Source organism: Nitrospira sp. (assembly GCA_005116745.1).
Lineage (GTDB): Bacteria > Nitrospirota > Nitrospiria > Nitrospirales > Nitrospiraceae > Nitrospira_D.
Map to the genome: position 1 here is coordinate 40,688 of SWDS01000010.1, position 12,719 is coordinate 53,406.

A 12,719-nucleotide genomic window follows, 5' to 3' on the forward strand; every position below is an offset into this window, starting at 1 on the left:
GAAGCTCGACCGGGGTAAAGTCAATAATTCTCTCGGATTGAGAGCTGAGAGGCGAGAGCCGGGGAAGGAGCGATAACATGCAGATTTCAGGCCATGGGAAGGTAGATCATCTTGCCAAACTGTTACTTGGGGTTCAGGACATCGAGGGGATAGGTAATCGGCAAGCGGCTGCCCGCACCCAGGTGGGTAAAGATGAGGTTCAGATCTCGGCCCAAGCGAAGGAACTTCAACGGATTCGGGAGCTGGCGAATCAGCCTGACCCTGAACGGAATGAACAGGTGGAGCGCATCAGGCGCGCGCTTGACAGCGGAACATACGATATCAGTGGCCGCGCGGTTGGCGATGCCATCGTGAAGCAGGTTCTAACCGACGCCGTACTCTGAGCCTCTTCGATCCAGTATAGCTGGCAAGCGACGAACGAGTCTCCGATATGGCCCATGGATGGGCAGGTTGTCGATTGTGAATACATTAATTTCTCTCGATCAGTTGACCCATATTCTCACCCGCGAATCCGTACAGTGTGATCTCCTGTCACAAAACATCACCCAAGAGCGGGAAGCCATCAAGTGCATGGCGCTTCAGGAGTTCGTCTCGATCAATCAATCAAGGATTTCAATTCTTGAGTGCTTGCACAGCCTGAAGGAAGAACTGGATGGTCTGCTGGAAGGCTTGGCAGTTGCCTACTACGTACCAGAAGCGGGGCGAACGCTGACAGAAATTCTACGCCGGACTCACAGTCCACAGGCAGGGTTCATTCTAGAACAGTATGAGCGGCTTGCGGAGAAGGTCCGTGTGGTGAAGCACGATATCGCGGTCAATCAGGTGCTGATCAAGAATGTTCAATCGTTTCTTATTCGAGCCATGGAGGCTCACCACCAACTGCTTCCGGGGGAGGCCCTCTATACCGTGTCGGGCTCTCAAAGCAATCGCGGCGTGTCGGCGGCGTTGATCAAGCGGCAGGGGTAAAAATCGATGGGAATTACCGGTATATTCGATATTGCAAAGACGGCTCTCTTCACAGCTCAACAAGCATTGACGGTCACTGCTCATAATATCAGCAACGTCAATACTCCTGGATTTTCTCGACAGGAGGTCATCCTGACTGAAAGTCATCCTATCCAAGGCCGTCCCGGACAAGTCGGCACAGGAGTGAGCGTTGAGGCAATCCGCCGAGTGGTGGATAAATATCTGAATCGAGAATTGACGAACGCTGAGGAAGGCGTGGGCCAATTCACCGTCACCAGTGATGAACTGCGGAGATTGGAGAGCTTGTTTGCTGACACGCGCGGGCGAGGCTTGGCGGGGCAACTGGATGAGTTTTTTAAGGCTCTGCAGGATGCAACAACGACACCTTCCCAGACTACCCCTCGCTCAGTGGTATTAGCAAAAGCCTCGACGCTGGCGAGCTCCTTCCATCAGATCAATGCGGACTTAGGCGAAACTCGTCGTGCCATCAACGTGCAAATCGGTGTGACGATCAGTGAGACCAATGGTTTCACCAGAATCATCGCGGAACTGAACGGGAAGATTAAATCAGCTGAGATCAGTGGTCAAAATGCCAATGACCTTCGCGATCAGCGTGATCTGGCTATTAATCAGTTGGCTACACGAGTAGATGTGTCGACACTTGAGCGATCTGACGGCACCGTCTCTGTCTTCACGGCTCGTGGGCTGGTCTTGGTCGAGCAGGAAACGACACGCAATCTCGTTGGGGTTGAGTCATCTGATAATCAGGGCCTTCTGGACATTGGGTACGACATTGGAGGAACCCAGCCGAGCATCATCAGTGATTTCATTTCTAGTGGAAAACTCCGTGGGCTTCTTGACGTGCGAGATGGAACGATTCCTTCGGTTCAACGAGACATTGATGCGCTGGCGGGATCGATATTGAATGAGGTGAATCAAATTCATCGCAGAGGATATGGTCTTGATGGCACTACTGGGCAAGACTTCTTTTCCGGATTATCCGTTACCACCAAAGCGTCAATCAAAAATAGTGGGTCTGGCCTGATCGGCAATGGAATAGTCACGGCACCGAGTGTCCTGACCTTCCATGACTATGAGATTAAGTTTAGCGGAACTAGCGGGTATACGATCCTCGATGCAACGACTGGGACTGGCATCAAAGGCAATTACACGGGAACGGCGATCGTTCCTCCGACCGTCGATGCTCCGTTCAACATTACTGGAGGGGTAAACGATACGTTGGTTGTCTCGGTAGATGGAACGACATCGGGAACCATTACGCTGAGTGGGGCAGTCTCTCCTGGACAACCCTATACCTCAGGCGAAGCATTGGCAGCTGAACTCCAGAGCAAAATCAACGCGGACGCCACGCTTGTTTCTGCTGGTCGGCAGGTCGCGGTGGTGTTTGAGAGTACGACGAATCGATTGGTGCTGCGGTCCAACTCTGTCGGTGGAACGAGTTCAGTTGATGTGACCGGAGGAACCGCAAGGGGGGGGCTTGGATTATCTGCCGGGACCAGCACCGCCGCATCCGGTACCTATAGCGGCCCACAAACATTTCACATTGATGGGATCTCCGTTACGGTGACTGGAGCGCCAGCTGCCACTGATGTCTTGAGCGTGAACACTCGTGAGAACGCTGCAAGAGATCTGACTGTTGCCCTGTCAGACCCCGCCAAGATCGCTCTATCATCGACGCGCGCTGGCGTTCCTGGGAACAACCAAAATGGACTGGCGCTTGTTAGTCTCCAGTCGAAAGCCGTTGCCGGGATTGGGAAGACGACGTTTGTGGATGCGTATCGCAAGACCGCAACGAATCTCGGAATTGCCTCGCAGGCGGCGAGTCAGCGCCTCGATGCGGAAGAAGTTCGTCATGAGCAATTACAGAGCTTCCATGCGCAAGTGTCCGGTGTGTCGCTCGATGAAGAGCTTGTAAATCTCCTCAAGTATCAGCGGGCGTTTGAAGCCGCTTCGCGCATGATCGTTGCTGCCGATGAAATGATGTCGACGTTAATCTCGCTGAAACGATAGGCGAAGGAGCATGCTATGCGCGTGACGGAACAACAGACGTTGGGATTCTTGCTCAACAACTATCAACGAGCTCGCTCCAGAGCGTTGAAGTTGCAGGAGCATCTCGCCACTGGCAAGCAGGTGTTGCAACCTTCCGATGATCCCGGCCGTTTCCACCGGATCGTTGGAGAAAAAGCGATTTTGGGAAAACTAGAACAGTATCTTCGCAATGTGAAAGCGGCAACCACGCGGGTTGATTTAGCCGATACCTCGCTCCAAGGGACGACGACGACTCTCTCTCGCATTAGACAACTGGCGGTTCAATATGCGTCCGATACCAATGGAGCGGCGGATCGGGCCACTGGTGGACATGAAATCAAAGAGTTACTGCAACATCTGCTCCAACTAGGAAACACCGAGTTTGATGAGAACCAACCGGTGTTTGGAGGTACGAGCCGCCACGGGTTCGCTGCGGGTTTGGCGCTGGCTACGCCTGTGACCGTGACGAACGCCGTGACAGATACCTTGACGGTCAAGGTTGACGGGATTACGTCGGGCACGATCGATCTCACCGGCGGTACCGAGACGCTTGGCGGTTCTGAATTAGCCGCACGAGTGCAGAGCCGTATCAATGCTGATTCAGCCTTAGTTGCCGCGGGGAAAAATGTCTCTGTCACCTATGCAGAGGGTCGTCTTGCCATTTCTTCGAGTTCTGACGGACCGACTTCGAAAGTAGAAGTGGTAGGCGGTTCGGCACGAGCCCTGCTTGGGTTCAATGGTGGCAGTGCCGGCGTCGGTACGACAACTTTTGTGACAACCGTGGCGACAGATGCGGCAGCTACGAACAGTGGAGGAGCATTGGTCTCGCAAGGGGAAATCGTGAGTGCGAGTGCGAACTCTTTCGATAACTATGCCATAAGATTCACAGGGTCGGGATCTTTCGATGTCCTCAATATTTCAGCGCCAGTGACGGTGACGGCTAATTCTTCCAATGTTGGTCGCGTGGGCAGAATTGATGCTGGTATCGCGGATCCTCAGCGAACTACTCTTAACGCGTATGAAGTACAGTTTACTTCAGCGGCACAGTATTCGGTCCTGAACACGACAACGGCAACGACCATTTCAACTGGGAACTCCTACGTGTCGGGTGGTGCCATCGAATTTGATGGTCTCCGCGTGGTGCTTGCAAATGGGAACCAGGGAGGACCCACCACTGGAGATCGATTCTCGGTCGCGGTTGCTCCGAAAACAGTCCTTTCCAATCAGCCATACACATCGGGTGGTCCGATCGTCTTTGATGGAATTCAATTGAGCATCACCAACGGTGCTTCAGCGCCGGCTGCGGGAGATCTGTTCCGGGTCGTGGCACACACGAAGTATGCGGGAGATTCCGGGAGCCATCTCATTGAAGTAGCGGACGGGCAGGTGATTCCCACCAACGTGCCAGGCGATAAAGCGTTCAGCGGATCCACCGTCAATCTCTTCGATACCGTGCAACGTCTCATCGCGGCGCTACGAGGAAATCACAAAGCCGGAATTGTTGAGAGCTTGGGTGATCTTGACCGAGCCATCGGTCAAGTGTCTGCTGCGTTGGGTACCATCGGTGCCGTGACGAACCGATTGGAATCGACGTCTGTGGCCTTGCAGGAGTCCAAAGATTTGGCGACAAACCAGTTGTCGTCATTCGAAGACATCGATCTGGCACGAACGATCTCAGATTTGACACTGCAAGAGTATGCGATTCAGGCGGCGGGTGCTACGCTTGGTCGCTTGTTTGATAACTCTCTCCTCAAGCATCTGCGGTGAGTCCGCCTCTCAAGTTTGTTCCGCGTATGGCCGATAGTTCAATGTGCCATTGTCAAACTAAGGACGTCTTGTATGTTAGTGCTCACACGACGACGTGGCGAAGGGGTGACGATTGGTCCCGATATTCGTGTGATCATCCTTGGCGTGAAGGGCGGGCAAGTGAGACTTGGAATCGAAGCTCCATCAACCGTGGCCGTTCATCGAGAAGAAGTGTATGCACGGATTCAGGATGAGAATCGATTGGCCGCGAAGACCCAGGCTGTGCCTCTGGATGCCTTTCGCCGATTAATCCCTCTGAAACAGCGCATTGCTCAATGAGGTTGCATCAGTGAAATGTATGTCGACCCGATTTGGTTCATTTGAGGTTCGCAGTGAAAGTCTCATTACATTTCCGTCAGGGGTTCTTGGGTTTCCTGAGCAGCATCGGTATGTGATGTTGGATCATGATGCCGAGGCTCCTATCAAGTGGCTTCAATCGGTTGAAGAGCCAGAACTGGCCTTTGTCATTCTGGACCCAAACACGTTTCATTCTGACTATCATGTTGAGGTACCCGCTGATGCGTTAGTAGAGATCAAGGCGCAAGTGGGAGAGGAGTTAGCCATTGCGGTGATCTTGACCATTCCCTCAGATGATCCGGATCGGATCACTGCGAATCTGCGAGGTCCGCTACTCATCAGTCACAAAACAAAACTGGGAAAGCAGCTGGTCCTTTCCGATGATTTCCCTACCAGGCACCCGTTGTTTCCGATCTCCGAGTCCCAACCGCCAACGCCGGAACAGGTTTCTCCTCCTGTAGAATGTCAAATCTAGCCAATAGATGTTGCGACTATTCTGGTACTCTGGATGGTTTGCTGGCCTTGTGGTACCGACCGTTTGATCTGACTTAGCCTGCCTGGCTCAGACCTGAGGGATCCTCAAAAAATAGGAAAGCTATTGTGTCGGCCTTGATCAGGCCGCTGCCTGAGTGATCGGCTGATAACCCTGCCGGTGGGATTCAAGTACACGGACGAGTCGTGCGACTTCGAGTTCGAGCTGCGCGTAGACGGGCGGGGCGTCGTGGAGCGTATTAAGGCGGCCAACTGCTTCGAGCCGACCGGCAGTCAGTGCGACTTCTGAGGCGCACAGGTTTCCGGCGGTCCCTTTGAAAGTGTGTGCCAGTCGTTCAACGGTGATCGAATCTGCATCGGCCAAGGCTGTTCTAATGTCAGTGAGCATAGTGTGGTAGCGATCAAGAAATAGGCAGACGAGTTGAGCAAACAACTCACTGTCGCCACCGATGTTCTGATACATTTGTTCAGGATCAAAGATCCCTCTGGTCGGGTCGATCCTGATAGGAGTTGGCTTCTGGTTGCCGGTTACGACCACATTGGGTGGCGTGGATACCCAACGAGCCAGGGCGCTCCGCAGTTCATTGAGTTTGATCGGTTTGGCGAGATAATCGTCCATCCCTGTCGCCAAACAGCGTTCGCGATCGCCTTGCATCGCATTGGCGGTGACCGCAATGATCGGAATATGCGGAGTCGATTGTGGTGCCTTGTCTGAACCGTTTGGGCTTTCACCGGGCGAGTCATGCGATGCGACTGCAGCTTCATCGTTGCGAATGCTTCGGGTTGTCTCAAACCCATCCATAACGGGCATCTGACAATCCATCAGGATGGCGGCATAGTCTCCCTTGGCGAGCGCCGTCAGCGCTTCTTGACCGTTTCCAACGACGTCTGGTTGGTAGCCAAGTTTTTCCACCATCCGCACCGCGAGCTTCTGGTTGACAATGTTGTCTTCCACGACTAACACGCGCTGATGGTGCACATGCTCCGCGACCATATGCCTGGTGACGAGTTGCGGCACGACTGATCGCGTGTGAGTTGTTTGTGGCTCTTGGCTCTCGAGCAGACCCAGAACCGTCCGAAGGCAGTCGCGTAATTCATCATGGCGGATGGGTTTCGGCAGGTAGCCCATCGCGCCCGCCTGGCGGGCCTGTTCTGCATGGCCACGCTGCAGCATTGAGGTCATGACGACGAGACGAATGCTGGATCCAGCCGGGTGACTTTGCAGCTCTCGTGCAAGTTGCAACCCATCCTTTCCGGGCATGATGACGTCCAAGATCGCGAGATCGTACGGCGTTCCCCGCTGTGCCGCCTCCGCGATGCGGTGCAAAGCCGATTCGGCATCTTCTGCAAGGTCGTCCACCATTCCCCAACCGGATACCAGATGGTGGAGGATCACGCGATTCGATTCATTGTCATCAACGATCAAGACACGCTTTCCGGTGAGATCTCCGGTCGGGAGAATTGCACATGGAGAATCGACTTGTTTCTGGAGGCGCGCGGTGCACCAGAAGGTGCTCCCCTTTCCCTCGGTGCTGCGCACTCCGATCTGCCCACCCATTAATTCCACGAGTTGCTTTGATATGGACAGGCCAAGGCCGGTGCCGCCATATTTTCTGGTCGTGGAACTGTCCGCCTGCACAAACGGACGGAACAGTTTGTCTTGAGTGTTGGGATTGATTCCAATGCCGCTGTCCGTGACTTCGAAGCGAATGACGGTTGTGTCGAGGAGGTCTTCTTCGAGATAGGCCTGCAGGGTCACCTCGCCCTTGTCCGTAAACTTCACCGCGTTGGCAACCAGATTGGTGAGGATCTGACGTAGGCGGCCTGGGTCACCTTTGAGTCCCGTCGGAACTGCGGCGTGTACCAGTCCGGTTAGCTCCAGCCCTTTCGTCTCTGCCCGCTCAGCGAATTGTGCCAACACCTGCTCCACTGTGGTTCTCAGATTGAAGTCGAGGCGTTCCAGTTCCAGCTTTCCTGCCTCAATCTTACTGCATTCGAGTACGTCGTTGATCAGCTGCAACAGTGCTTCGCCGCACTGCCGAATGGTCTCTGCGTAGGATTGTTGTTCGGACGTCAAGGACGTCTCCATCAACAGGCTTGTCATGCCGATCACCCCGTTCATGGGGGTGCGTAGTTCATGACTGACGGTTGCGAGAAATGCTGTCTTGACGCGTGCCGATTCCTTCGCCACCTCCAGGGCTTGGTCCAGGCAGCGGTTGCTCTGGAGAAGTTGGTCGGCGGAGAGTTGGAGCGCCTGCTGCGTTTTATGGACGCTCGTCATGTCGATGGCATAGCCACGCACGACGTCATGCGTGAGAACCGGGCAGAAGGTCCATGAAAAACTGGCTTCTGGAAGTACGATTGCCTCATCATGAAGCACATAGCCTGTGGTGAGACAGCGTTGCACGATGTCCGGAAGGCTACGCGGGGCGACGTTGGGAAATCCTTCGAGGCTGTATCCGAATTGAGTGAGCAGGGAGATCATCGCTGGATTGGCATACAACAGGCTCATCTGCCGGTCCAGTTCGATCATCGGTAAGGGACTTTCCTCAGCGATCGCGGCCAACCGATTGCAATCCTGCTCCAATTCTCGTTCATGAGACAAGTCTCGGATGCTGAGAATCAGTACGGCCTTTCCATTGAATGTGCCGGGTGCGCAGGCCCATTCTACGGGAACGGGAGGGGTTGCTTTCCGCAAGAGGAGCTGTTGCATGACAGAAGTTGGCCGGCGGCTTTTAAGGACTCCGTTCAGTTGTGCTGTTATAGTGGTTGCGTCGGATCGAGTGAGTCTCGACCACAGGGATGGAAAGAAGCGGACCGTAGAGGAAGGAAACCGTGGCCCAAGCAACCGATGGCTCTCCCGATTAACGGACAATACGGTGAGATCAGCATCAAGAATGACGGTGGCCAGCGGAAGCCCTTCGAGCAGATCGAAGCCTGTCGACGCTGTAGGAAGTGAAGCAGCTAGACGACGTCCGACGCGTCTTCGTTTCCGTCCAAATGGCTTCATCATGCAGCTCGCGAAAGGCCTTGGTCTAGGTGTATGCCGATGTTGACTCGTTCTTTGCTGGGGTCTAGGACACGCAACACCGTTCGGATTGTGTGGTCGGAGGATGGTGTCGCTAGGTCGATGTCAATTGGCGTGGCATACGAGCCTCCTTGCGGGTCGGTCGTGACTTTGACCAGGGGTTTGAGTCGTTGCTGAGGGTTGACTCCGATGACCACCGCCTGTTCGCCGGTATTGAGTCTGACGAGGCTTCCGACTGGGTAGACTCCGATGCTTCGAATCAGGAGCTCCACGAGAGATTTTTCAAATAGCCCTTGTTCTCCAGCCAAGAAGAGTTGCCGAACGGCATCGTGTGGAATCATGGCCTGTCGTGTGCCGCGCCGACTCACCATGCCGTCATAAAAATCGACGATGCCGACGATCTGCGCTAAGTGAAAAATCTGATCATTGCATGACTTGGCTGGAAATCCACCTCCATTGAAGCGCTCATGATGCTCTCTGACGATGCGTAGGACGTCCTCGTGCATGCCTGGTTGCTCGGAGAGGAGTGTGACGCCAAGCTTACAATGCTGTTCGAGCAAGGTCTTATCTTGTCCGCTACATTCCTCCCGCTTGCGAACAAGATTGCGTGGGAGGCGGACATATCCCGCGTCATGGAGTAAGGCGCCCATGCCGATTTGTTCTTGTGCTGTGTGATCCAATCCGCTTTCCACAGCCACCACGAGCGACAAGATGCAGGTGTCGAGTGCATGAGTTGTCAGTGAGCGGTCGAACTGTTTAATTTTCTGAATGGCGAGCTGAGTCGCCATCTCGGCACGATGGTTGAGAACTTGGCCTAACACGCTTGATACGATGGCTTTGGTGGCTTCGGGAGACGGTGGAATGCCACGCTCAAGATCCTCGAAAATGCGCTCAACCGCTTCTTGAGCCTGGGCGTAAATTGCCGTGGCAGAATGATCGTGAGGTTGAATCTCCGGCGTACATTCGGGCGTTTGATCCGGAGGGGCTGGGACATCGACGCTGGGAGATTGCTGGTTTGCAGCATGTTGTGTAGTCGCTGAAGGCTCCGATGGGAGGTCGGACCCTTTACTGGTATCGATGCTCACCATCCTGATCCCATGTTGCTTCATGAGTTGGATGGTCTGTTGATCCTTGATCAGGCGTTTATGGGAGAGGAAGGGGGTTCGGTACCACGGGACATCCATCTCTGTGATGAACATGCCGGGAATCAGCTGCTCGATGGCGATACGTTTTACTGTCATAAGTCGTCGGACTCCTAGTCAGAAAGGTCTCTGGTCGGACATGGCAATAGAGGAAAGATCCCACGGGCGTTATCGGCGGGGCAGGCCTCGAACTTGATTGCATCATGCCGTATGGTTATTGGTTTGATGTCACTGCTCGCGACCGACCGCGTTGTGGCTCAAGATTGACCGATAGTTACCGATAGAGGTCATCAGAGTTGGTTGGTGTCAGGTGATTGTGTTGGAGTGAGGGTTATGAACGATATCGTCGTATCCGTCCCCCCTGCAGCGTCCTTTTTATCGGTCGGACTGGCACTGAAGCTATCCTTCGCACGTGATCAGCAGAAGGTCATGTACGGTACGACGCTTCTTGGATGGAAGGATCATGCGTGGCTTGTCTGCGAATGGCCGCTTCAGCTCGGCCATGACCAGCAGATTGCCGCCGGTACCCCATGTACCATCAGCTATTTGCATGGCGGGAAGTTGGTCGGGTATCGCAGTGAAATACGCGAGCTGATTACGATGCCGGTTCCGTTGCTCTTTGTAGCATATCCCAAATCGGTGGAAGAGATGCATCTGCGGAAACATATCCGTGTATCTGCCAACGAACCGACCTTGATGATGCGAGCGACTCATGACAATCCATCAGTATCCGCGCTACCTACCACAGACTATTTTGGTGGTCTGTTACAGGATCTCAGTGAGGGAGGGTGCAGTGTGCTCGTGGTTCGAACACCGGCCTGGCTTCGACCAGGCACAACCGTGCACATGGAATTTGAATTGCCAGGCTTGGGGCATATCACCAACCTAGCCGGTATCGTGAAGAATACCGACACGCGAGGAGGCGAGGACATCATCGGGATCGAGTTTCACTTCAATCACCTCGAGTACATTGAATATCGTGGGTGGGGCGGATCAGTTCGAAACGCCATAGAACAATGGACGGCACAGAAAGCCATCGCCTTACCGCCCTTGTGACAGCTGGCACTCCCATCCTTCCTGAGAACATTCTTTCCATATTGATCGGTAAAATTTTCCTACTCCTTCCCATTTGAGAATCGTAATCCTGGCTTTATGTCGGAAATCCAGACGATTACAGTGGCATGTATTTTGAAAGTAGTTGTTTCAGCTGCTCGAAGCAAAAAAAGTTGGAGTGAATGCCATGGATGGCCTCAGCTCAACTCAACGTAACCAACGCTCAATCCGCGATGATGTCTTGCATACGACACGATCGATCGTCACCACAGTAATTGCCTGATCCAGTGGCTTCGCACGTATCCCCGATTGATGAAGGAAGACGTCATTGAGGAATATCGCTACTTCGATTGACAGATGTCATGGATAACATGTGTCCTCTGCCTGCGAAGAGTGTTGGAAGAATCTATGAGTCGTACTGGTGGAGGGGTGGGGCAAGTCAGAAATGCTGGGTGTGATACGAATGCAACAGCCGTAAGCAGGGCACAATGAACACTGGTGGTAGAACGATGAAGTCCATTTATATTCCATGGACACTTGCGCAGTACCTGAACGGTGCACACCCATTGCTTGTCAGTGTGCTGGATGGCTTGGCTGGCCAGGTCAGGATTGTAGGGCCTCAAGTCAATGCCACGGTGGATCATACTGAGTTTGCTGCCAACTATGGCCGTCTAGGTGATGAATTGCGTGTGTTGACGGGTGTGGATGGTGACACCGTCCAGCGTTTTATCGCGACCAGGTATCATTTGTCCGATGCCTTAGCGCCACCGAATAGCATAGCATTTCACCACACCATCCTTCCGTCTCTCCGGCATAGCAGCATCGTGCATTTGGAAACTCCTATTCTGTTCTTTTGGCCTGAGGTGTCTCATGGGAAATTTTCCAGGGGCTCCTCACTGGTAGACCATCCGTTTTATCCCATGATCAGCGCATCGCTCGCACATTCAAATATTAAGAAGATTGTGTCGCATTCGGCTACCGGACTTCGGTATTTGCGAGGCTTGTTCCCTGATCCTGCGATTCAGGGTAAGACTGCGCATATTCCGCTCATGCCATTCGTGCAGCGGAGTGTCAAGCGGGCCAGGCAACTGCCAGGTGGGCAGCCGGTCCCACTCACAACGGGCCGGCGGCGGCTTCTGTTCACAAATTCGTTTCATGGCGAGCCGTCCAGCTTTTGGGTGCGGGGTGGTGTTACTACCCTGCTGGCCTTTCAGCAGGTGGGCGAAGAGATCCCACTGGAGTTGGTCATTGTCGGATCGATTCCCGATGATTTGACCGAAGAGGTTGCAGATATCTTGCGCTCCCCCTACGTGCTGCACGTTCCAAGGACTGCAGAGTCCGAGTTGCAAGCATATTATGATAGCGCGGATGTGATGCTCTTGCCTTCAGTCGGGCTTCACTCCATGTCTATCACGCGAGCAATCTGCAGCGGGTGCTATGTGCTGTGTTCCGACGTGCCAGGGGTAGAGGAATATGTGACGGATCAGGCAGTCGGCCTGATCCTGAACGGCACAGCAGGGAAACGTGTGTACTTCGATGACACCAAAGTCGATCTCTTGCTAGATGATTATGAGTCGGTGAAGCAAATCAACTTTGACAATGTGAATACGGTGGCGGAAGCCTTGTACGGCAGGCTCATGGCTGTACCCTGCCGGAATCAGATTCCCTCCGCCTCTCAATATGATGATCCGCATATGCTGATGAGGGCAGCAGAACTGTTTCGGGCGGCATGTGCGGCATGAGAGTGGTTGTTCCGCACGGCGTTGCCTCGATGCGTGGGATGGCAAGTGGGTCGCCGCATTCATTGTGGCTTTGGGTTCTGGGACGTGTACGGAAGGCAATTCAAGTCGGGTCAGGAATGGTGGCGTGTGTCTGGTTAGTCGTTA

Annotated in this window: 10 protein-coding genes; 8 read left to right on the top strand and 2 right to left on the bottom strand. The window is 53.8% G+C overall.

Annotated features, from left to right (window positions below; genetic code table 11):
- Positions 1–77 precede the first annotated feature (77 nt).
- The 6 genes from flgM (at position 78) to E8D52_15035 (ending at position 5,593) form a co-directional block, all read left to right on the top strand.
- On the top strand, positions 78–383 hold the full coding sequence (gene flgM / locus E8D52_15010; protein TKB65709.1) for a flagellar biosynthesis anti-sigma factor FlgM: 306 nt from the start codon (positions 78–80) through the stop codon (positions 381–383).
- A gap of 58 nt (positions 384–441) precedes the next feature.
- Complete coding sequence (locus E8D52_15015; GenBank protein ID TKB65710.1) at positions 442–966, top strand: hypothetical protein; 525 nt, start codon at positions 442–444, stop codon at positions 964–966.
- A 6-nt stretch (positions 967–972) separates the two neighbouring features.
- Complete coding sequence (gene flgK, locus E8D52_15020) at positions 973–2,997, top strand: flagellar hook-associated protein FlgK (protein TKB65711.1); 2,025 nt, start codon at positions 973–975, stop codon at positions 2,995–2,997.
- A 15-nt stretch (positions 2,998–3,012) separates the two neighbouring features.
- Positions 3,013–4,782 (top strand): hypothetical protein, encoded by a 1,770-nt coding sequence (locus E8D52_15025; protein TKB65712.1) that lies wholly within the window; start codon positions 3,013–3,015, stop codon positions 4,780–4,782.
- A gap of 72 nt (positions 4,783–4,854) precedes the next feature.
- A complete protein-coding gene (gene csrA, locus E8D52_15030) occupies positions 4,855–5,100 on the top strand; it encodes a carbon storage regulator CsrA (GenBank protein ID TKB65713.1) in 246 nt (81 codons plus the stop codon).
- 19 nt (positions 5,101–5,119) lie between these two features.
- Positions 5,120–5,593: a flagellar assembly protein FliW gene (locus E8D52_15035; protein TKB65714.1), complete on the top strand. Its 474-nt coding sequence runs from the start codon at positions 5,120–5,122 to the stop codon at positions 5,591–5,593.
- Positions 5,594–5,731: 138 nt separating this feature from the next.
- Here E8D52_15035 and E8D52_15040 read toward each other — a convergent pair whose 3' ends face one another.
- Positions 5,732–8,623 carry a response regulator gene (locus E8D52_15040; protein TKB65715.1) on the bottom strand — a complete coding sequence of 964 codons (2,892 nt, stop codon included), beginning with the start codon at positions 8,621–8,623 and terminating at the stop codon, positions 5,732–5,734.
- Positions 8,620–9,879: a DUF3391 domain-containing protein gene (locus tag E8D52_15045; protein ID TKB65716.1), complete on the bottom strand. Its 1,260-nt coding sequence runs from the start codon at positions 9,877–9,879 to the stop codon at positions 8,620–8,622. Before E8D52_15045 ends, E8D52_15040 begins: the two co-directional genes overlap by 4 nt.
- Before the next feature lie 234 nt (positions 9,880–10,113).
- On the opposite strand from E8D52_15045, the gene E8D52_15050 reads away from it, so the two are divergent.
- Both E8D52_15050 and E8D52_15055 read left to right on the top strand, forming a co-directional pair.
- On the top strand, positions 10,114–10,836 hold the full coding sequence (locus E8D52_15050; GenBank protein ID TKB65717.1) for a flagellar brake protein: 723 nt from the start codon (positions 10,114–10,116) through the stop codon (positions 10,834–10,836).
- Positions 10,837–11,321: 485 nt separating this feature from the next.
- Positions 11,322–12,575 carry a glycosyltransferase family 4 protein gene (locus E8D52_15055; protein TKB65718.1) on the top strand — a complete coding sequence of 418 codons (1,254 nt, stop codon included), beginning with the start codon at positions 11,322–11,324 and terminating at the stop codon, positions 12,573–12,575.
- Positions 12,576–12,719 lie beyond the last annotated feature (144 nt).